Origin of the sequence: Streptomyces sp. NPDC001513 (assembly GCF_042894695.1) — a bacterium.
In the GTDB taxonomy this organism is placed as follows: Bacteria; Actinomycetota; Actinomycetes; order Streptomycetales; family Streptomycetaceae; genus Streptomyces.
Genome location: NZ_JBIAVU010000011.1, coordinates 267,463 through 288,272, shown reverse-complemented (window position 1 = coordinate 288,272; position 20,810 = coordinate 267,463). Strand labels below are relative to the sequence as shown.

The 20,810-nt window shown below is 70.7% G+C and carries 16 protein-coding genes and 4 tRNA genes; 7 read left to right on the top strand and 13 right to left on the bottom strand.

All coding sequences use genetic code 11. From position 1 onward, the window contains the following. Positions 1 to 37 precede the first annotated feature (37 nt). The 6 genes from ACFYZ4_RS25630 to ACFYZ4_RS25605 form a co-directional block, all read right to left on the bottom strand. A complete protein-coding gene (locus ACFYZ4_RS25630) occupies positions 38 to 2,365 on the bottom strand; it encodes a hypothetical protein (RefSeq protein WP_390784883.1) in 2,328 nt (775 codons plus the stop codon). A 155-nt stretch (positions 2,366 to 2,520) separates the two neighbouring features. Next, the gene (locus ACFYZ4_RS25625; RefSeq protein ID WP_390784882.1) at positions 2,521 to 4,881 is read right to left on the bottom strand and encodes a DEAD/DEAH box helicase; all 2,361 of its coding nucleotides are present in this window, start codon (positions 4,879 to 4,881) and stop codon (positions 2,521 to 2,523) included. A 297-nt stretch (positions 4,882 to 5,178) separates the two neighbouring features. After that, entirely contained in the window at positions 5,179 to 5,745 is a 567-nt protein-coding gene (locus ACFYZ4_RS25620; RefSeq protein ID WP_351290024.1) for a hypothetical protein, read from the bottom strand. Positions 5,746 to 5,839: 94 nt separating this feature from the next. Then, on the bottom strand, positions 5,840 to 6,214 hold the full coding sequence (crcB, locus tag ACFYZ4_RS25615; protein WP_384347953.1) for a fluoride efflux transporter CrcB: 375 nt from the start codon (positions 6,212 to 6,214) through the stop codon (positions 5,840 to 5,842). After that, positions 6,211 to 6,717, bottom strand: a complete 507-nt coding sequence (locus tag ACFYZ4_RS25610; RefSeq protein WP_390784881.1) for a CrcB family protein — start codon at positions 6,715 to 6,717, stop codon at positions 6,211 to 6,213. Before ACFYZ4_RS25610 ends, crcB begins: the two co-directional genes overlap by 4 nt. Further along, on the bottom strand, positions 6,714 to 7,064 hold the full coding sequence (locus ACFYZ4_RS25605) for a metallopeptidase family protein (RefSeq protein ID WP_030012899.1): 351 nt from the start codon (positions 7,062 to 7,064) through the stop codon (positions 6,714 to 6,716). The genes ACFYZ4_RS25610 and ACFYZ4_RS25605 overlap by 4 nt, the downstream gene beginning before the upstream one ends. Before the next feature lie 127 nt (positions 7,065 to 7,191). Between ACFYZ4_RS25605 and ACFYZ4_RS25600 the strand changes: the two genes are divergently transcribed. The 3 genes from ACFYZ4_RS25600 to ACFYZ4_RS25590 all read left to right on the top strand — a co-directional run bounded on the left by ACFYZ4_RS25600 (position 7,192) and on the right by ACFYZ4_RS25590 (position 7,476). After that, a tRNA-Glu gene (locus ACFYZ4_RS25600) sits at positions 7,192 to 7,264 on the top strand. A 39-nt stretch (positions 7,265 to 7,303) separates the two neighbouring features. Beyond that, positions 7,304 to 7,377 (top strand) — tRNA-Asp (locus tag ACFYZ4_RS25595). Between the two features lie 22 nt (positions 7,378 to 7,399). Then, positions 7,400 to 7,476 (top strand) — tRNA-Phe (locus ACFYZ4_RS25590). Positions 7,477 to 7,514: 38 nt separating this feature from the next. On the opposite strand, the gene ACFYZ4_RS25585 is transcribed toward ACFYZ4_RS25590, so the two are convergent. Genes ACFYZ4_RS25585 through ACFYZ4_RS25575 form a run of 3 tightly spaced genes read right to left on the bottom strand, consistent with a single transcriptional unit; the run spans position 7,515 to position 9,595 of the window. Continuing rightward, positions 7,515 to 8,357 (bottom strand): cytochrome c biogenesis CcdA family protein, encoded by an 843-nt coding sequence (locus tag ACFYZ4_RS25585; RefSeq protein ID WP_390784880.1) that lies wholly within the window; start codon positions 8,355 to 8,357, stop codon positions 7,515 to 7,517. After that, a complete protein-coding gene (locus tag ACFYZ4_RS25580) occupies positions 8,354 to 9,100 on the bottom strand; it encodes a thioredoxin domain-containing protein (RefSeq protein ID WP_351290017.1) in 747 nt (248 codons plus the stop codon). The genes ACFYZ4_RS25585 and ACFYZ4_RS25580 overlap by 4 nt, the downstream gene beginning before the upstream one ends. 54 nt (positions 9,101 to 9,154) lie before the next feature. Beyond that, a complete protein-coding gene (locus ACFYZ4_RS25575; protein WP_390784879.1) occupies positions 9,155 to 9,595 on the bottom strand; it encodes a hypothetical protein in 441 nt (146 codons plus the stop codon). Positions 9,596 to 9,706: 111 nt separating this feature from the next. Between ACFYZ4_RS25575 and hrpA the strand changes: the two genes are divergently transcribed. Both hrpA and ACFYZ4_RS25565 read left to right on the top strand, forming a co-directional pair. After that, positions 9,707 to 13,642 (top strand): ATP-dependent RNA helicase HrpA, encoded by a 3,936-nt coding sequence (gene hrpA, locus ACFYZ4_RS25570; protein WP_390784878.1) that lies wholly within the window; start codon positions 9,707 to 9,709, stop codon positions 13,640 to 13,642. Between the two features lie 69 nt (positions 13,643 to 13,711). Then, positions 13,712 to 13,785, top strand: a tRNA-Asp gene (locus ACFYZ4_RS25565). 639 nt (positions 13,786 to 14,424) lie between these two features. On the opposite strand, the gene bldC is transcribed toward ACFYZ4_RS25565, so the two are convergent. Beyond that, the gene (gene bldC, locus ACFYZ4_RS25560) at positions 14,425 to 14,631 is read right to left on the bottom strand and encodes a developmental transcriptional regulator BldC (protein WP_003949541.1); all 207 of its coding nucleotides are present in this window, start codon (positions 14,629 to 14,631) and stop codon (positions 14,425 to 14,427) included. Positions 14,632 to 15,198: 567 nt separating this feature from the next. Continuing rightward, positions 15,199 to 16,053, bottom strand: a complete 855-nt coding sequence (locus tag ACFYZ4_RS25555; protein ID WP_351290011.1) for a hypothetical protein — start codon at positions 16,051 to 16,053, stop codon at positions 15,199 to 15,201. A 206-nt stretch (positions 16,054 to 16,259) separates the two neighbouring features. Between ACFYZ4_RS25555 and ACFYZ4_RS25550 the strand changes: the two genes are divergently transcribed. Then, a complete protein-coding gene (locus ACFYZ4_RS25550; RefSeq protein ID WP_351290009.1) occupies positions 16,260 to 17,354 on the top strand; it encodes a Glu/Leu/Phe/Val dehydrogenase dimerization domain-containing protein in 1,095 nt (364 codons plus the stop codon). Positions 17,355 to 17,644: 290 nt separating this feature from the next. Next, positions 17,645 to 17,908 carry a DUF3073 domain-containing protein gene (locus tag ACFYZ4_RS25545; RefSeq protein WP_319723731.1) on the top strand — a complete coding sequence of 88 codons (264 nt, stop codon included), beginning with the start codon at positions 17,645 to 17,647 and terminating at the stop codon, positions 17,906 to 17,908. Between the two features lie 91 nt (positions 17,909 to 17,999). On the opposite strand, the gene purM is transcribed toward ACFYZ4_RS25545, so the two are convergent. After that, entirely contained in the window at positions 18,000 to 19,070 is a 1,071-nt protein-coding gene (gene purM / locus ACFYZ4_RS25540) for a phosphoribosylformylglycinamidine cyclo-ligase (RefSeq protein WP_351290007.1), read from the bottom strand. Positions 19,071 to 19,175: 105 nt separating this feature from the next. Beyond that, positions 19,176 to 20,693 carry an amidophosphoribosyltransferase gene (gene purF, locus ACFYZ4_RS25535; protein WP_351290005.1) on the bottom strand — a complete coding sequence of 506 codons (1,518 nt, stop codon included), beginning with the start codon at positions 20,691 to 20,693 and terminating at the stop codon, positions 19,176 to 19,178. Positions 20,694 to 20,810 lie beyond the last annotated feature (117 nt).

Here is a 20,810-nt window from a genome sequence, read left to right as displayed (position 1 = left end):
CGATCGGGTATCGACTGACCGGCCTGTCGCCGTCAGTTCAGCGGCGCACCGGGGGTCGGGCGGCGGACGGGACACCTGTCACCCGGACCGACCCGGAGGTCCTGACCTCGGCGCCCTGGCCGTCGGCCGGCCGGGCCACGAGCGTCCACTCGTAGTCGCCGGTGAAGAGGTACGTGCCCGTCGGGGACTTGCCGTCCCACGCGGGGGCGATCACGCCGCGCGCCTCGCCGCCGGTGCGCACGACCGTGGTGATGCCGGACGTCTTGTTGCGCACCATCAGCTTCCAGGACGCGACCGGCTTGGACACCCACCAGCGGGCCTGCCAGGTCTTCGCCTGCCTGAAGTCCACGGTGGCGGCGAGGTCCTGGTCGATCGTCGCGAGCGGGGAGGTCTTGCCGGCGACACCGACGAGGTGGACGGTCTCGCTCTCGTCCGTGTAGGCGAGGCGGCCGCCGAACCGGTCGATGGTCCAGTCGGTGCCGAACGAGTTGACGTACTGGGCGACGTCGGGCTCGCGCACCGGAGCGCCGGAGCGCAGGTTGGTGACCTCGAGGCCGGCGCCCGCCCGGTGCACGACGTATCCGTCGCCGAGCCGGACCTGGTGTCGCTCGGGCGTGAAGGGCAGCGGGATCCGCTTCTTGGTCGGCACGTGGTAGGCGGCGGCGCCGTCCCCGTAGAAGGAGCAGGTGGAGTAGAACCAGCCACCGGCGACCTGGAGCTCGTACGGGCGGCAGCCCGAGCCGAGGTCGACCCGCTGGGTGATCTGACCGCTCCGCAGGTCGGTACCGGCCACCACTCCCTTGTCTCCCTCCGACTGCCAGAGCACGGCCCCCCACAGGACGGAGGGCGAGGTGGGACTGATGTCCAGGACCTTCCCGGTGTCGATGTCCGCGACGAAGGAACGGGTGGAGGACGCGTCGGTCGCCACGAAGTGGACGTACCGGCCCGAGGCGCTCTCGATGTGGTCCGGCCACAGATCCGTACGGCTCTCCAGTCGCACCTGACGCACCGTGCCGCCCGCGGCGGCGTCGATCACGTTCACCGCGAGCCGGCAGCCGATGCAGTCCCCCACGTCGACGCGCGACAGCGAGACGAACCGGCCGTCGCCCGTCGCGACGCTCCGGGCGGCAGGGGCGTCCTGCACCCCGCACAGCTGCGGGTTGACGGTCGCGTCGCACTTCCAGGCGGGGGTCTGGGAGACCGACGGGGTGCCGGACACCGAGGCCGTGTATCCCAGGACGCTCTTCTGCGGGTCTTCCTGGGTCACGGCGAGCCGGCCCTGGGCGAAGGCGAGCGCCACGCGGTCCGCGGGCTTCGGCGGAAGGTCCATGGCCTTCTTCACCACGGGGGCGCCGTCGGGGCCCGCCGCGATGCGGTGGATTCCCCAGTGGCTGGAGTCGGTGCCACCGGCGATGTAGGCGGACCCGTCGGCTCCGGGCGTGATCGGGTCGGTCCCGGTGCGCGGCAGCAGGGTGCGCGTCGCTCCGCCCGCGACCGGTGCCGCGACCAGGCCCTGCGGGACCCGGGCGAGCAGCCAGTCCCCCACGGGCTGGACGGACTCGATCGACGCCGGGAACAGGTCGACGGTGCGGGTGACCTTGCCGTCGGCGCGCGAACGCAGCGTCACCTTGCCCGAGTTCCCCATCGCGATCCACTGCGAGCCGAGCCCGAACTTGGTGTGGGTCGTCTCCGTGACGCCGTCGGGCAGCGGCACGGGGCGCAGGGTCGCCGTGGCGAAGTCGACCAGTGCGACGGTTTCGCCGCCCTTGCCGTTCGAGTACGAGACCAGTGCGCCCTTCTGATCGAAGGCCTGCACGCGGAAGGCGTACATCCCGAACCGGTCCGGCGAGGTGACGACGACGTCCTTGCGCGGCTCGTTCTCGCGGCCGATCAGGTGCAGCGTGACCCAGCCGACCTGGTCCACCTCGGTGGCGAGCACCTGGGACGGAGAGAAGGCCTTCGTCCAGGCCCGGCCCGCGGGGGCGGCCAGCGTTTCGCTCTTGCCGGTGGCGAAGTCGTGCAGGGCCATCGGCCCCGCCGCCCCGCCGCTGCCGGACTTCTCGCAGGCGACGGTGTCGCCGGAAGCCGCGGACCAGACGTCCGTGCCGTAGACGGTCTGGCAGCCCGTGTACGAGACTTCGCGGCCGTCCTGCAGGCTGCGCCAGAGATAGCTCTTGTCCCGCCACATCGCCAGACCGGTGCCGGCGCCGGAGACGTACTCGTGGGCCGGGTCCTGGTGCGGCGGCGGCGCGATCGTCAGGTCTCCGGTGGCCGTCGGCCCGGCCGTGGCCGACACGGTGGTCAGGCCGCCGAGTCCGATGGCCAAGGCGAGCGCGGCGGCGCCCAGCACGCGTGACCGTCTCAAAGAAGTCCCACCCCCAGGAAAGTGCGCAGGGGCGGTCGCGGGTTCCGCGTTGCCGTGCCCCCCACCGCAAAAAGTGTGTGGATCGTAGCAACACGCGACAGGGCCCCCACGACCGGAGTCGTGGGGGCCCTGTCAGGGGTTCAGCTCAGCTGGGGTCAGCCGTTGCGCTTCCAGCGCGGCTTGTCGTCGCGGCGGCCGCCGAAGCCGCCGGCGGAACCGGAGCCGGAGCCGGAGCCGGACGGACGGTGGTCGTCGCGGCGGCCGTACGGACGGTCGCCGGCGCCGCCGGAGCGGAAGCCGCCGGAGGGACGGTCGTCGCGACGGAAGCCACCACCGGCCGGACGGTCGCCACCGGAACGGAAGCCGCCGGAGGGGCGGTCGTCACGGTTGTACGTGCCGTTGCCCGTGGCCGGACGGTCGCCGCCGGAGCGGAAGCCACCGGACGGACGGTCGTCGCGACGGAAGCCGCCACGCTCGCCACCACGGTCATCGCGGTTGAAGCCACCCGAGGGACGGTCGCCGCCGGAGCGGAAGCCACCGGACGGACGGTCGCCACCGGAACGGAAGCCACCGGACGGACGGTCGTCGCGACGGAAGCCGCCACGCTCGCCACCACGGTCATCACGGTTGAAGCCACCCGAGGGACGGTCGCCGCCGGAGCGGAAGCCACCGGACGGACGGTCGCCACCGGAACGGAAGCCACCCGACGGACGGTCGTCGCGACGGAAGCCGCCACGCTCGCCACCACGGTCATCACGGTTGAAGCCACCGGACGGACGGCCGCCGCGGTCGCCGCCGCGGTCACCACGGTCGTCACGGCGGAAACCGCCACGGTCGCCACGGTCACCGCGGTTGTCGCGGCGCTCGAAGTTGCCGCGGTCGTCGCGCTGGGCGCGCTGCTCCTCGCGGCGCTCCTGGGCGGCGATCTCGGCGGCAGCGGCGGCGGCAGCAGCCGCGACCTCGGCCTCGGCGGCCTCGGCCACCTCGGCGACAGCGGCCTCCGGGTCCTCGCCGCGCTCACGGGCGGAGCGGGCGACCAGGCGGTCGGCCTCCTCGCGGAGCTCGACGGCACGGCGCGACAGGCGCTCCAGCTGCTTGGTGAGCTCGGCGACCTCGCGCTCGGCCTGCTTGGCGGCGTTGTTCGCGGAGTCGGCCTGGACCTCGGTCAGCGAACGGGCACCGGTGATCTCGGCGACCTCGGGCTCGAAGGCGCCGGCGCCCTGGACGATGTGGCGCGAGGCGTCGACGCCCGCGTCCTCCATCAGGCGGAAGATCTGGCGGCGCTGGTGCGGCAGCGCGAGGGAGACCACGACGCCCGACTTGCCGGCGCGGGCGGTACGGCCCGAGCGGTGCAGGTAGTCCTTGTGGTCGCCGGCCGGGTCCACGTTCAGGACCAGGTCGATGCCGTCGACGTGGATGCCGCGGGCGGCGACGTCGGTGGCGACGAGCGCGTTGACGTAGCCGTCCTTGAAGTCGGCGAGGACGCGGGTACGGGCACCCTGCGTCATGCCGCCGTGCAGCGCGTCGGCCTTCACGCCGGCCTCGACGAGCTGCTCGGCGATGCGGTCGGCGCCCAGCTGGGTGCGGACGAAGATGATGGTGCGGCCCTTGCGGGCGGCGATGGCGGCCGTGACCGGCGCCTTGTCCTTCGGCTTCACGACGAGGACGTGGTGCGTCATGGTCGTGACGTTGCCCTGCGCGCTGTCGACCTCGTGCGTGACGGGGTTGGTCAGGTAGCGCTTGACCAGGGTGCCGATCTCGTTCTCCATCGTGGCGGAGAAGAGCATGCGCTGGCCGCCGCCGGGGATCTGGTCGAGCAGCTCGGTGACCTCGGGCAGGAAGCCCAGGTCGGCCATCTGGTCGGCCTCGTCGAGGACCGCGACCTGGACGTTCGCCAGGGAGCAGGCGCCACGGTTGATGATGTCGCGCAGACGGCCCGGGGTGGCGACGAGGACGTCGACACCGCGCTCCAGAGCGAAGATCTGGTTGCTCATGGAGGTACCGCCGCAGACGACCTTCATCTTCAGGCCGAGCACGTCGCCGTAGGGCTGGAGGGCGTCCGCGACCTGCATCGCGAGCTCACGGGTCGGCGTGAGGATGATCGCGCGGGGCTTCTTCTTCTCGGTGTGACCGCCGGCCAGGGAGGCCAGGGTCGGCAGACCGAAGGAGAGGGTCTTGCCGGAGCCGGTGCGGCCACGGCCGAGGATGTCCTTGCCGGCCAGGGCGTCCGGGATGGTCGCGGCCTGGATCGGGAAGGGGGCGGTGACGCCGTTCTGGGCGAGCTTGCGCACGATGCCCTCGGGCAGACCGAGGTCTCCGAAGGTGATCGAGGGCTCGGCGTCGGCGGCGTCGTCGTCGAAGTCGGTGTCGTCGTCGATGGAGTCCTCGACGGACTCACCGTTCGTCACGTCGGCCTCAAGGGCCTCGATGATCTCGTCGGCCTCTGCGGCCTCGATGGCCTCGGTGACCACAAGGGCCTCGGCGTCGACGATCTCGTTGGAGTCGTTCTCGGGCATGACGGAACGGTCAGAACTGGAAATGGACATGCGAAATGCGAAACCTTCCGGAGTCTCGGCACGCGCCCAAACTCCGTGAATCGCAAATCGACCGCCTCAATGCGGTCAGCCACGGCTAGGGAGAGTACGCGCCACACGGCGCTCTTCGGATTCGGCGCCGGGCAATGGGATCAAACGATCTATAACCATACGCACCCTCCCCGGGGTCTGGCAAGTCGATCCGGCCGAAACGCCTCTGACCTGCGAAAACACCCCATGCCCGGCTCCCCCGCCGGACCCGGGAGGCCACCGGCGGCCCTAGGGCTGGGGCACCGGCTGGGTCGTGGGCTCGGGCTGCGGACTCGGCGACTGCGGCGTGGGTTCCGTCACAGGGGGAGTCGTGGCCGGGGGCTGCGGGGTCGGGCTGGCCGGCTGCTGCCCACCGCCTGAACCGCCCGATCCGCCGGAGCCCCCGGAGCCGCCCGACCCGCCGGAACCGGCCGCGCCGCCCGAAGCACCCGCCGGGGGCTCCTGCGGGCCCTGCCCGCCCGCGCCGCCGCCCGCGCCCGCCGACGGCGCGGGCACGCCCGGCTGGCCGCTCGGCGCGCCCGGGCTGGGCGAGGCACCGGTCGCGCCGGAGGCCTTGCCGTCCTCCTTGGGCTTGCCGTCCTGGTTCCCCGTACCGTCCTTCGTGCCGTGCCCGTTGCCGTGGACCCCGGAGCCCCGCCCGGAGACGGACGCGCCCGCCTCGGCGCCGCCCCGGCGGTCCGCCGAGGAGGAGGGACCGGGCTTCGCCGCGTCCTCGCCGACGCTCATGCAGCCGGCCGTCGCCGCGACCGCGAGCGCGGTGACGGCCAGTCGGAGGGAAGCGGACAACTGGCGCACGGGGGCACCTCCGGAGCCTGAGGGTGAGAGTCCGCATGAGCGGGTCAATGTGCCCAACTCCCTTTGACCCGCAAGGGACACGCCCTCGGCGCCCTCAGCCGAACAGTTGCTCCGCCACCTGCGACCCGAGATGCACCGCGCCGAGCCCCACCAGCACCGACATCACCACGTTCGCCGCCGCCAGGAACCGCCAGCCGCGCTCGGCCAGCCGCAGCGTCTCGTACGAGAACGTCGAGTAGGTGCTCAGCGCCCCGCACAGCCCCGTCCCCAGCAGCAGTTGCAGCCGCGAGGAGGCGGCCCCCGCCAGCAGCGCGCCGGTCAGCACCCCGAGCATCAGGCAGGCGGCGGCATTGACCACGAAGGTGCCCCACGGGAAAACGGAGTCGTGCCGCGCCTGCACCGCACGGTCCGTCAGATAGCGCAACGGCGCCCCGACGACCGCGCCCACGACCACGAGCAGCCAGTTCACCGGGCGGCCCGGCCCGGCCGCCGCCGGCCGCCGCGGCCGTCCCCGACCGCGAGCCGGGTCACCGCGGCCGCCGCCCACACCGCGCCCAGCGCCGCCACCACCGTGAGTCCGGCGTAGACCAGCGCGGTCCCCGCCTCCCCCTCGTCGAGGAGCCGCGAGAAGTCCACCGCGTAGGTGGAGAAGGTGGTGAAGCCGCCCAGCACCCCGACCCCGGCGAAGGGCCGCAGCAGCGGATGCGGCGCGGTCCGGCCGCCCTCGCTGATCAGCACCATCAGTACGCCGATCAGCGCGCACCCGGACGTGTTGATCCAGAGGGTCGCCCACGGGAAGGCCCCGGGCCCGGCCGGCCACAACAGGGCGACCCCGTACCGCGCGGCGGCCCCGACGGCCCCGCCCGCCGCCACCGCCGCGAGCACCCGGCCCTGCGGCTCGGCGCGCTGCGCGGAGACGTGCAGGTCGACGTCCGGATCGATCGCCTCGGCGCCGGGAACCGGCCGGGTCACCCGTACCCCAGCGCGTGCAGCCGCTCGTCGTCGATCCCGAAGTGGTGGGCGATCTCGTGCACCACGGTGACCTCCGTCTCCGCGACCACGCTCTCCCGGTCCTCGCACATCCGCAACGTGGGGTTGCGGTAGATGGTGATCCGGTCCGGGAGCACCCCGGCGTACCACTCGCCGCGGTCCGTCAGCGGAGTCCCCTCGTACAGCCCGAGCAGCTCGGGGTCGTCGGCGGGTGGTTCGTCCTCGACGAACACCGCCACGTTGTCCATCAGCCGCGTCAGCTCCGGCGGGATCCGGTCCAGCGCCTCTGCGACGAGCTCTTCGAACTCCTCGCGCGTCATCTCCAGCACCCGGTCATTGTCCCTCCGGTGGGGGCGCCTCCCGCTTGCGGGGAGAAACCGTTTTGGCGATAGCTCCCCGGATCCCATATGCTTCTCACGTCCCCGACGCGCTGAAGAAGTGCCCGGCGGGCCTTTAGCCCTCATCGTCTAGTGGCCCAGGACGCCGCCCTTTCAAGGCGGTAGCACGGGTTCGAATCCCGTTGGGGGTACGCATTACCGTGTGCAAGACTTGGTCTCGCACACTGCAAGGACCTGTGGAGCAGTTGGTTAGCTCGCCACCCTGTCAAGGTGGAGGTCGCGGGTTCAAGTCCCGTCAGGTTCGCTGAAGCCGGAAACGGTTTCGTGGCTGGGTAGCTCAGTTGGTACGAGCGATCGCCTGAAAAGCGATAGGTCGCCGGTTCGACCCCGGCCCCAGCCACCATCAAGAAGGCCCCGTCCATCGGACGGGGCCTTCTGTGGTTACTCCCCCTCGGCCTCCGCCGCCGTCCGCGCCCTGCGGCGCCACTGCACCAGGCCGACGGCGAGCGCGCCCGCCGCGACCAGCCCGAGCAGCGCCCAGTCCGGAACCGCGTCCGCCACGGAGGCGACCCACTGCTCCACCGCGAACGAGTCGTCCACGTCCAGCAGCCCCGGCAGCGCGCTCGCCCCGTCGTAGACGAGGAACAGCGTGCCCAGGGTGATGAAGAACAGCCCGGACAGCAGCGAGGTGGTGTGCAGCTCGAAGCGGCCCACCGTGAAGGTCCGCCCGCGCAGCCAGCGCCGCCGGCCCAGCTCGAACCGCTCCCACAGCAGGGCCATCAGGAAGAGCGGCACGGCCATGCCCAGGGCGTAGACCGCCAGCAGCAGGCCGCCGTAGACGGGGCTGCCGCTGACTGCCGCGACCGTCAGGACGCTGCCCAGGATCGGGCCGGCGCAGAAGCCGGCCAGCCCGTAGACCGCGCCGAGGGCGTACACCGACAGGGCGGTGGTCGGCCGGATCCGGCCCGACAGCTCCGAGATCCGCCGCGAGGCGAAGCCCAGGCCCAGGATCTGCGCGAGACCGAGCGCGATGATCAGCCAGCCGCCGGCGAGGACGAGCTGGTCGCGGTTGCCGTGGAAGAACCGCCCGGCGTACGAGCCGGCCGCCCCGAGCGGTACGAGGGTGCTCGCGAGGCCCGCGTAGAAGATCCCGGTGCGCGCCAGCAGCCGGGAGGTGGAGTCGATCGAGTACGCGAAGAAGGCGGGCAGGAGCAGCGCGCTGCACGGGCTGAGCAGCGCGAGCAGGCCGCCCAGCAGGGCGGCCAGGTATCCGATGTCGGTCACTGCTTCGCCGCCGCGGCCTTGGCCTCGGCGATGGCGGCCGTGAAGGTGCCGAGCGGCTGGGCGCCGGCGATCGGCTTGCCGTTGAGCAGGAAGGACGGGGTGGAGGTGACGCCGATGCGGTAGCCCTCCTCCTGGTCCTTGCGCAGGGCCGCCGCAGCCTGCTCGCCGGCCATGTCCTTCTTGAAGCGCTCCAGGTCGGGGACGCCGGCCTCCCGGGCCAGCTCCACGAGCCGCGGCTCGCCGAAGCCCTTCTCCTTGGAGCCGTCGGCGTACGCGGCCGCGTGGAAGGCGGTGAACCGGTCCTGCTGCCCGGCCGCCCAGGCGGCCTTGGCGGCGGCCTCGGAGTCGGCGCCGAAGATCGGGAAGTTGCGCCACTCGATGCGCAGGGTGCCTTCCTCGACGTACTTCTTCACCAGTTCGGGTTCGGTGTCCCGGGCGAACTTGCCGCAGTAGCCGCACTTGAAGTCGGAGTACTCGATGAGCACGACGGGCGCGTCGGCGCGGCCCACGGCGAGCTTGTCGCCGGCCTCGCGGCGGGCCAGTGCCCTGAGTTCGGCGGCGGGGTCGGTCCGGGGCGCGGCCGCCGTGGAGGAGGCGGCGGAGCGCTTCTCGGCGGGTGCGGTGGCCTGCCAGGAGACGAGGCCGAGGGTGATCGCGGCGACGGCGACCCCGGCGGCGTACAGGAGGGGCTTGCGGGAGGAGGAAGGAGAGGAGGAAGGCTTGCGGGAGGAAGAAGAGGACATGCGGGTGCTCCAGTGCTGCGGGTGGTGAGGCGGACCGGTGGGGGAGCGGTCCTCCTAGACCCGCATCACGGACAGCTCCACCGGGCCGGGCGCCGGCCGGTCCGGACCGCGTACGAGGACCCGTACGGGCATCGCCGCGTACGGCCGCGCCCCCTCGGGCACCGGCCGCGCCGGCGGTACGTGCGCGTGCTCGCCCCCGGCCCGGGCCGGGGCGGCGGGGAGCCCGCCGTGATCGGGGACTCCGGGGGAACAGGCCGGACGGCCGTCGTCGGAGGCCGAGGCCGCGGCCGCTGCCGCGAGGAATCCGGAGGCGGCGGCCACCGCCGGGGCGGGCGCCACCGCCGGGGCCGAGCCCGCCGCCACCGCCGGGGCCGGCGCGGCAGCGGGCACGGGAGCCGGAGCGGACGCGGCCGGGAGCAGCACTGCGAGAACCGCCACCGCCAGGCCGGCCCACACCGTCAGAACGGCGCGGGCCAATCGGCGGGGGCGGGACAAGGTGGGCTGCCTCTCATACGTACGGCTGACTGAGTCGTCCCGAAATGGTACGGGTCCGCCCGACAAATGCGTTCGCCACCCGGAGGGCCCAGGTGAGATCCTCGACCAGGTATGTCTACTTCCTTCGCCGCCCTGCAGACGCTTCTCGGTGAGATCTCCCTCCGTGACGCGCACCGCCTCGGCCGCCGCCTCGAAGGCGCCCGCCGCATCCGCAAGCCCGAGGCCAAGCAGGCCGTGCTCGACGAGATCGCCGCGGAGGCCGAAAAGGCCGCCGCGCGACTGGCCGGGCGCGCCTCGCGGATGCCGGAGGTCACGTATCCCGAGAACCTTCCCGTCAGCCAGAAGAAGGACGAGATCGCCGAGGCGATACGCGACCACCAGGTCGTGATCGTCGCCGGTGAGACCGGTTCCGGCAAGACCACGCAGATCCCCAAGATCTGCATGGAGCTGGGGCGCGGCGTCCGGGGCATGATCGGGCACACCCAGCCCCGCCGGATCGCGGCCCGCACGGTCGCGGAGCGCATCGCGGAGGAGCTGAAGTCCGAGATCGGCCAGACCGTCGGCTGGAAGGTCCGGTTCACCGACCAGGTGGACCAGGACGCGACCTTCGTGAAGCTGATGACGGACGGCATCCTGCTCGCCGAGGTCCAGACGGACCGCGAGCTGCGCGCGTACGACACGATCATCATCGACGAGGCCCACGAGCGGTCGCTGAACATCGACTTCCTGCTCGGCTACCTGGCCACGCTGCTGCCCAAGCGCCCCGACCTCAAGGTGATCATCACCTCGGCGACGATCGACCCCGAGCGCTTCTCCCGGCACTTCGGCGACGCGCCGATCGTCGAGGTCAGCGGGCGGACGTACCCGGTGGAGGTCCGCTACCGGCCCCTCCTGGAAGAGGATTCCGAGGATGCGGACCGCGACCAGATCACCGCGATCTGCGAGGCGGTGGACGAGCTCCAGTCCGAAGGCGGGGGCGACATCCTGGTCTTCCTCTCCGGCGAGCGCGAGATCCGCGACACGGCGGACGCCCTGAACAAACGCAATCTTCGCTTCACCGAGGTGCTCCCCCTTTACGCGCGCCTCTCGCACGCCGAGCAGCACCGGGTCTTCCAGCAGCACACGGGCCGAAGGATCGTTCTCGCGACCAACGTCGCCGAGACCTCCCTCACCGTTCCCGGCATCAAGTACGTGATCGACCCGGGCAACGCCCGGATCTCCCGCTACAGCCACCGCACCAAGGTCCAGCGGCTGCCGATCGAGCGGATCTCGCAGGCCAGCGCCAACCAGCGCAAGGGCCGCTGCGGCCGTACCTCCGACGGCATCTGCATCCGGCTGTACTCCGAGGACGACTTCAACGCCCGCCCGGAGTTCACCGACGCCGAGATCCTGCGCACCAACCTGGCCTCCGTCATCCTCCAGATGACCGCGGCCGGCCTCGGCGAGATCGAGAAGTTCCCCTTCATCGACCCGCCGGACCACCGCAACATCCGCGACGGCGTACAGCTCCTCCAGGAGCTCGGGGCGCTCGACCCCGCGGAGAAGGACCCCAGGAACCGGCTCACGCAGATGGGCCGCCAGCTCTCCCAGCTCCCGGTGGACCCGCGGCTCGCCCGCATGGTCATCGAGGCCGACAAGAACAACTGCGTCCGCGAGGTCATGGTCATCGCGGCGGCCCTGTCCATCCAGGACCCGCGCGAGCGGCCCTCGGACAAGCAGACCCAGGCCGACCAGAACCACGCCCGCTTCAAGGACGAGACCAGCGACTTCCTCTCGTACCTGAACATGTGGCGCTACGTCCGCGAGCAGCAGAAGGAGCGCGGCTCCTCCTCCTTCCGCCGGATGTGCAAGCAGGAGTACCTGAACTTCCTGCGGATCCGTGAGTGGCAGGACATCTACTCGCAGCTGCGCACGGTCGCCAAGACCATGGGCATCCACGTCAACGAGGCCGATGCGCCCGAGCAGGTCATCCACGTCTCGCTGCTGGCCGGTCTGCTGTCCCACATCGGGCTCAAGGACACCGACAAGAACGAGTACCTGGGCGCCCGCTCGGCGAAGTTCGCGATCTTCCCCGGCTCCTCGCTGTTCAAGAAGCAGCCGAAGTTCGTGATGTCGGCCGAGCTGGTGGAGACCTCGCGGCTGTGGGCCCGGGTGAACGCCAAGGTGGAGCCCGAGTGGGTGGAGCCGCTGGCCCAGCACCTGATCAAGCGCACGTACAGCGAACCGCACTGGGAGAAGGACCAGGCGGCCGTGATGGCGTACGAGAAGGTCACGCTGTACGGCGTCCCGATCGTCGCCCAGCGGAAGATCAACTACGGCCGGATCGACCCCGAGGTCTCGCGCGAGCTGTTCATCCGCAACGCGCTGGTCGAGGGCGACTGGCGCACGCACCACAAGTTCTACGCCGACAACCGCAAGCTCCTCACCGAGGTGGAGGAGCTGGAGAACCGGGCCCGGCGCCGCGACATCGTCGTGGACGACGAGACCCTCTTCGACTTCTACGACCAGAAGATCCCCGAGCACGTGGTCTCCGGGGCGCACTTCGACTCGTGGTGGAAGCACAAGAAGCGCGAGGAGCCCGAACTCCTCGACTTCGAGCGGGAGATGCTGCTCACCGAGAAGGCGGCCGGGGTCACGAAGGCCGACTACCCGGACACCTGGCGGCAGGGGCAGCTGAAGTTCCGGGTGACCTACCAGTTCGAGCCGGGCGCGGACGCGGACGGCGTGACCGTCCACATCCCGCTCCATGTGCTGAACCAGGTCACCGACGAGGGCTTCGACTGGCAGATCCCGGGCCTGCGCGAGGAGGTCGTCACCGAGCTGATCCGCTCGCTGCCGAAGCCGATCCGCCGGCACTACGTGCCCGCGCCGAACTTCTCGACGCGTTTCCTCGACACGGCGGTGCCCCTGCAGGAGCCACTGCCCGTCACGCTGGCGCGCGAGCTCCAGCGGATGGTGGGGGTCCCGGTCTCGGCCGAGGACTTCGACCTCGGCCGGATCCCGGACCACCTGAAGATCACCTTCCGGATCATCGACGAGCGCCGCAAGAACCTCGCCGAGGACAAGGACCTGGAGGCCCTGCGGCTGAAGCTCAAGCCGAAGGCCCGCCAGGCCCTCTCCCAGGCCGCCGCGGCCACCGCCGAGCGGTCGGGCGGGGAGTCGGTGGAGCGGACCGGGCTGACGGACTGGACGATCGGCACGCTGACCAAGGTCTTCGAGACCCGTCGGGCCGGGCAGCCGGTGAAGGCGTACCCGGCGCTGGTGGACGGGGGCGCGACCGTCTCCGTACGGCTCTTCGACACCGAGGCGGAGCAGCAGCAGGCGATGTGGCTGGGCACCCGGCGCCTCATCCTGCTGAACATCCCGGTGAACCCGGCGAAGTTCGCCTCGGACCACCTGACCAACCAGCAGAAGCTGGCCCTGTCCAGGAACCCGCACGGCTCCATCCAGGCGCTGTTCGACGACTGCGCGACCGCGGCGACCGACAGGCTGATCGCCGACCACGGGGGCCCCGCGTGGGACGAGGCGGGCTTCCGCAGGCTCTACGAGGCCGTCCGCGCCGACCTCGTGGACACGACCGTGCGGACGGTGAGCCAGGTCCAGCAGGTGCTGGCCGCCTGGCAGGCCTGTGAGCGCCGCCTGAAGGCCACCAACAGCCTCGCCCTGGTCGCCAACATCCAGGACGTCAAGACGCAGCTGGCGGCCCTCACGCCGGCCGGGTTCGTCACGCTCACCGGGCTGCGCCGGCTGCCGGACCTGATGCGCTACCTGGTGGCGGTGGACCGGCGGCTCCAGCAGATGCCCACGGGCGTCCAGCGCGACACCACGCGCATGGAGAAGGTCCACGAGATGCAGGACGAGTACGCCTGGCTGCTGGAGCAGCTGCCGAAGGGACGGCCGGTACCCGCGACGGTCACCGACATCCGCTGGATGATCGAGGAACTGCGGGTCAGTTACTTCGCGCACGCCCTCGGAACGGCGTATCCGATCTCCGACAAGAGGATCGTGAAGGCGGTGGATGCGGCGGCCCCGCCGTCGGCTCGATGATCCGGTTCGACTGCACCCCCTGAGCTGCGGTACAGTCTGATTCGTAGCCGCCCAGCGGCTGCAAATCGAGGACCTGTGGAGCAGTTGGTTAGCTCGCCACCCTGTCAAGGTGGAGGTCGCGGGTTCAAGTCCCGTCAGGTTCGCAGAAACGTCAGGGCCCGTATCCCCCAGGGGATACGGGCCCTGACGCGTTGGCGGGTCAACACGGGCCACAGGCCAACACGGGCCAACGCCCGGGCGCCTGGGGGCTCCGGGGCCGCCGGAGGCCCACACGGAGCCGGTACGAGGTCCGTGCGCGCCCACGAGGCCACGGGCCGGCGCCGGCGCCACCCTTGGGAACCGCGAGGGCTGCGTGGGCTGCGAGGGGCCGCGGGAGCCGTGGGAGTCGTGGTGCACCCCTGTGACGGCTCCGGGGGAAAATCCACCGTTCGCGTGATGCGCCCTGCGAGGCACATCCCCTTTACGGGGTGCATTACCGGATATACAAGAGTGATCATCTGTGACGGGAGTCACCGCACGAGTTTTTGAGACTCCTACTTTTATCGCACCCCTACGCCCGCTCGATTTAATATGTGCAATGGCACCTACCCCCGTCGAGCTCCGCACGGCCGTTCGCACCGCCCTGACCTGGGCATAGAAAAGATCGCGCTGGACCCGGCGGAGTCCAGCGCGATCGAACGACAGAGGCCTGTTGGGGCAGGCTCCGTCGTATGAAGCCATGTGGGTTTCATCGGATTGGGGCACCCGATAAAGACCCGTTAAAGCGGGGTGTTTACGCGACCTCAGGCCTCGCTGCGCTGCTGCGGAATTCCCGCGAGCAGTGCGCGAACCTCGGCCTCGCGGTATCGGCGGTGTCCACCCAGGGTGCGGATGGACGTGAGCTTGCCAGCCTTGGCCCAGCGGGTGACCGTCTTCGGGTCCACGCGGAACATCGTGGCAACCTCAGCCGGGGTCAGCAGCGGCTCGGCATCAGGGGTGCGAGCGGTCATGAGCGGCCTCCTCGGGAGAACCGAACCATCTCGGTTCTTTCCTCTAAATTCTGCACCTTGGCCCGCGTTGCCCGAAATGGACATACGCGGGCCGAGTCGGTTATAGGACGAACGGCTTGTCCTCGGCACTACAACTACACCATCCGTCCAGCCTCGACGGCCAAACCGATGGAATTGCCCTCCGAGGTGTTCATCAGCGGCGGAAGCCGATGGACCGTCCCATAACGGACAGTCACCCCACTGTGACGATCAGTCACAGAGCGATCAGGAGTCGTCAGACCCCCCGTAGAGCGCAATGCCGAGCATTCCGCCCTTAGTTGGGCGGAAGGAACCCTCCCCGGACTCCTTGTCCTATTTTGGCACGAGGGTAGGGGAAGGGCGCAAGGGTGTAGTTAGTGCGGTCCGTCACGCTTGGGCCAATGGCCCGTATCGGGACGTAGGTCCTGGTACTACGTCCCGAATCTTACGATCAAGCCTCTGATCAGCCATTATTGGCCGATCGCCCGATACGCCACAGTACGTACGCGGGCCATCAGGGAGAAATAAGCCACACAGGACACTTTCGGCCTAATTCGCGAAAAGTCGCTCCCGGACCGCCCGCCACCGCTCCGCCAGCTCCCCGTACACCTCGGACGCCCCCTCCCTGTCCCCGGCCCGGAGCGCCGCGATCCCCGCCGCCAGGTCCCCGGCCGAGCGGTCGGCCGCCAGCCGGTCCGCCGGCAGTGCGTGCAGCAGCCCCCCGTAGTCCAGCTCGACCATCGACCGCGGGTGGAACTCCTCCAGCCAGCTCCCGACCTCCACCAGCCCCTCGGCGAGCATCCCGTACCCCTCCGCGTCGCGCAGGGTCCGCAGGGCGCGGGCGAGCCGCCGGCGGGCCTGCACCATCGGCGTCCGGTAGCGCAGCCGCTCGCCCGGCACGTACTCCCGCTCCTCGTCGGCCACCAGGACGAACCAGCGCAGCGGGATCTGCCACACGCCCGTGCGGATCCAGGGGCGCGCGTCCGGGTTCCGCTCGCGCCAGCGCTCGTACTCCTCGGCCGCCCGCCGGCGCGTCCCCGGCGGGAGCGCGGCGTCCAGCACCGGAAGCGGGAACGACGCGACCAGTTCCTCCAGCGCCAGCCAGCCGCGGAGCCGGGTGCGCCACGGGCAGACCAGCAGCACCCCGCCCACCTCCGCCGTGAAGGCGTCCGCGCTCTCGTGCGCCGGCACCCCCACCACGGGGACCCGAACCAAGTCCGCGAGCGACTTGCGCAGTTCGTCCTGAGCGGTCGGGGTCACCCCGCGCCGGGCGTACGCGGCCCAGTGCGTGCGCTCCGGCTCCGCGAACGCGGCCAGGGGCTCGTAGACGCGCAGGTAGGAGGCGTACGGGACGGTCGGCGCCGAGCGCGCGGACGGCAGCAGGGGTTCGGAGGATTCGCTCACGCTCTCGTACTCCCCTTTTTGAGGGCCCGGTTCACCTCCGGGGCGCTCCGGGCCCGGCCCGGGGGGCCTCGTACTCCGAGTGTGTTCCGATCCCCGGACAGGTCGCCTACGCGGGGCCCACAGGTCTTACTCTGCTCCCAGCACGCCCTCCCCCACCCGCAGGGCGGGCGTCTTTCCGCCGCATCTCTTCCATGGGAGTCACCACCGTGACCGAAATGACCGACGGCGTCCTGCACACCCTGTTCCGTACGGAGCAGGGCGGCCACGAGCAAGTCGTGCTGTGCCAGGACCGAGCCTCCGGCCTGAAGGCCGTCATCGCGATCCACTCCACCGCCCTGGGCCCGGCCCTCGGTGGCACGCGCTTCCACGCGTACGCCTCGGACGAGGAGGCCGTCCTCGACGCGCTGAACCTCTCGCGCGGCATGTCGTACAAGAACGCCCTCGCCGGTCTCGACCTCGGCGGCGGCAAGGCCGTCATCATCGGCGACCCGGACGTCATCAAGAGCGAGGAACTGCTCCAGGCCTACGGCCGGTTCGTGGAGTCCCTCGGCGGCCGCTACGTGACCGCCTGCGACGTCGGCACCTACGTGGCCGACATGGACGTCGTGGCCCGCGAGACCCGCTGGGCGACCGGCCGCTCCCCCGAGAACGGCGGCGCGGGCGACTCCTCGGTCCTCACCGCCTTCGGCGTCTTCCAGGGCATGCGCGCCAGTGCCCAGCACCAGTGGGGCGACCCGACGCTGCGCGACCGCAAGGTCGCCGTGGCCGGTGTCGGCAAGGTCGGCCACTACCTGGTCGAGCACCTGCTGGCGGACGGCGCCCAGGTCGTGATCACGGACGTGCGCGAGGAGTCGGTGCGCCGGATCCTCGACAAGCACCCGGGCAAGGTCACCGCGGTCGCCGACACGAACGCGCTGATCCGCGTCGAGGGCCTGGACATCTACGCCCCCTGCGCGCTCGGCGGCGCCCTGGACGACGACACGGTCCCCGCCCTCACGGCCAAGATCGTCTGCGGTGCGGCGAACAACCAGCTCGCGCACCCGGGCATCGAGAAGGACCTCGCGGACCGCGGCATCCTCTACGCGCCCGACTACGTGGTCAACGCCGGCGGCGTCATCCAGGTCGCCGACGAGCTGCACGGCTTCGACTTCGACCGCTGCAAGGCCAAGGCCACGAAGATCTTCGACACCACGCTGGAGATCTTTGCTCGCGCGAAGGCGGATGGCATTCCGCCGGCCGCCGCGGCCGACCGGATCGCCGAGCAGCGGATGGCGGACGCCCGCGCCGCCCGCGCGCTCTAGGCCCCTTCCCGGACCCCCGGACGCGCCCGCCGGGGTGCGGCGAGACGGAACTCACTGCACTTCGGCGGGTCGCCCGCCAGGAAAAGGTTAAAATCGCAGCTGACCAGCGAGGACGGGGTGCCTCGTTGGTTCTGCACCGGGGCGCGTCATGCGGGCGGCGTACCGTATGGCCGCGGAAGCAGGTACCGTTAAACCCCTACGGACGGTCTCTCCACGGAGAGCCCGCTCCGAACCATGAACGCGTGTCAGACTCTGGGGCCGTCGAGCCCCGTCACCGAGGGGGTCGAGCCATGGGGCGCGGCCGGGCAAAGGCCAAGCAGACGAAGGTCGCCCGCCAGCTGAAGTACAGCAGCGGCGGGACTGACTTGTCGCGTCTGGCCAACGAGCTGGGCGCATCGACCGCGGAACCGCTGCCTGTCAGCGAGCCGGTCGAGGTAGACGACGACGAGCTGGACGAGGACGACCCGTACGCTCGGTACGCGGAGCTCTACAACCGCGATGACGACGACGAGGACGAAGAGTCCGGTCCGTCGGCTCACCGCCGTGGGGCTTGACGCGCGGATCCTTCTGCACGGCAGCATCTGCGTCTGACAGAACATCGAAACCCGGTCCAGGGCCTAGCCCCGGACCGGGTTTCCGTGCTGCTCAGGCCTCGTAGGACCCGGTCAGGGTCGCGCCCTCGGCGTGGTCGCCGCGGTCCAGGATCTCGCCGGCGACCCAGGCGTCGACGCCCCGGTCGGCCAGCGCGGTCAGGGCCACGTCCACCGACTCCTGCGGGACCACGGCCATCATGCCGACGCCCATGTTCAGGGTCTTCTCCAGCTCCAGCTGCTCCACCCGGCCGGCCTTGCCGACCAGGTCGAAGATCGCGCCGGGGGTCCAGGTCGAGCGGTCGACCGTGGCGTGCAGGTGGTCCGGGATGACCCGGGCCAGGTTGGCCGCGAGGCCGCCGCCGGTGATGTGCGAGTAGGCGTGCACCTCGGCCGTACGGGTGAGTGCCATGCAGTCCAGCGAGTAGATCTTGGTGGGCTCCAGGAGCTCCTCGCCCAGGGTGCGGCCGAGCTCCTCGACGTGCTGGTCCAGGGACATCCCGGCCCGGTCGAAGAGGACGTGCCGGACGAGCGAGTACCCGTTCGAGTGAAGGCCGGACGATGCCATCGCGATGACGGCGTCACCCGTACGGATGCGATCCGCGCCGAGCAGGCGGTCGTACTCGACGACACCGGTGCCGGCGCCCGCCACGTCGAAGTCGTCCGGGCCCAGCAGGCCGGGGTGCTCGGCGGTCTCGCCGCCCACCAGGGCGCAGCCGGCGAGGACACAGCCCTCGGCGATGCCCTTCACGATCTGCGCGACGCGCTCGGGGTGGACCTTGCCCACGCAGATGTAGTCGGTCATGAAGAGCGGCTCGGCGCCGCAGACGACGATGTCGTCCATGACCATCGCGACCAGGTCGTGGCCGATGGTGTCGTACACGCCGAGCTGGCGGGCGATGTCCACCTTGGTGCCGACGCCGTCGGTGGCCGAGGCGAGCAGGGGGCGCTCGTAGCGCTTGAGGGCGGAGGCGTCGAAGAGGCCGGCGAAGCCGCCGAGGCCGCCGAGGACCTCGGGGCGCTGCGTCTTCTTCACCCACTCCTTCATCAGTTCGACGGCGCGGTCGCCCGCTTCGATGTCCACGCCTGCGGCTGCGTAGCTGGCACCGGTGGTCTTCTCTGTCATGACAGGAGAGAGCTTTCGTGTCGTTACTGCGTGTGGTGCTGGGCCCCCGGAGAAGCCTCAAAGAGAGGGCCCAGCGCAGGTTGAGCGGGGCGAACCGAGAATCGCCTACGGACGGCGGAGCGCGTCGGCGGCGTCGGTGCCGCCCGCGAGCTCGCTCTCCAGGAGCTGCTTGCCGAGGAGCTGCGGGTCGGGCAGGTCCATCGGGTACTCGCCGTCGAAGCAGGCACGGCAGAGGTTGGGCTTCTGGATGGTGGTCGCCTCGATCATCGCGTCGAGCGAGATGTACGAGAGCGAGTCCGCGCCGAGCGACGTGGCGATCTCGTCGACCGTCATGCCGTTGGCGATCAGCTCGGCCCGGGTGGCGAAGTCGATGCCGAAGAAGCACGGCCACTTCACCGGCGGCGAGGAGATCCGGATGTGGACCTCCGCCGCGCCGGCCTCGCGGAGCATCTTGACGAGGGCGCGCTGGGTGTTGCCGCGGACGATCGAGTCGTCGACGACCACGAGGCGCTTGCCGCGGATGACTTCCTTGAGGGGGTTGAGCTTCAGACGGATGCCGAGCTGGCGGATCGTCTGCGAGGGCTGGATGAAGGTCCGGCCGACGTAGGCGTTCTTGACCAGGCCGACGCCGTACGGGATCCCGCTGGCCTCGGCGTAGCCGACGGCGGCGGGCGTGCCGGATTCCGGCGTCGCTATCACCAGGTCGGCGTCGACCGGGGCTTCCTTGGCCAGGCGCCGGCCCATCTCGACACGCGAGAGGTAGACGTTCCGGCCGGCGATGTCGGTGTCCGGGCGCGCCAGGTAGACGTACTCGAAGACACAGCCCTTGGGCTTCGCTTCCGCGAATCGAGAGGTGCGCAGACCGTTCTCGTCGATCGCGATGAGCTCGCCCGGCTCGACCTCGCGGACGAAGCTGGCGCCGCAGATGTCGAGGGCGGCGCTCTCGCTCGCGACCACCCAGCCGCGCTCCAGGCGGCCGAGGACCAGCGGGCGGATGCCCTGCGGGTCACGGGCGGTGTAGAGGGTCCCCTCGTCCATGAAGACGAGGGAGAAGGCGCCCTTGACCTTCGGGAGGACCTTGGTGGCCGACTCCTCGATCGTCAGGGGCTTGCCGTCCTCGTCGGTCTGCCCTGCGAGCAGGGCGGTGACCAGGTCGGTGTCATTGGTGGCGGCCACCTGGGTGGCCCGCCCGTCCTGACGGGGGAGGTCGGCGACCATCTCGGCGAGCTCGGCGGTGTTCACCAGGTTGCCGTTGTGACCCAGGGCGATCGAGCCGTGGGCGGTCGCGCGGAAAGTGGGCTGCGCGTTCTCCCAGACGGAGGCCCCGGTGGTCGAATAGCGGGCGTGACCGACCGCGATATGACCTTGGAGCGAGCCGAGAGAGGTTTCGTCGAAGACTTGGGAAACGAGGCCCATGTCCTTGAAGACGAGGATCTGGGAACCGTTGCTCACAGCGATTCCCGCGGACTCTTGTCCGCGGTGCTGCAGTGCATACAGTCCGAAGTAGGTGAGCTTGGCGACCTCTTCACCCGGAGCCCAGACACCGAAGACGCCGCAAGCGTCCTGGGGGCCCTTTTCGCCGGGGAGCAGGTCGTGGTTGAGTCGTCCATCACCACGAGGCACGCTTCCGAGTGTAGGCGAGATCGACCACTGGTCCGAATTGGGGATGGCCGGGAAATGTCACAGCACAGAGGGTGACCGGACGCCTCCGTCTCGGTATTCGGATCACCTTGTTGACAT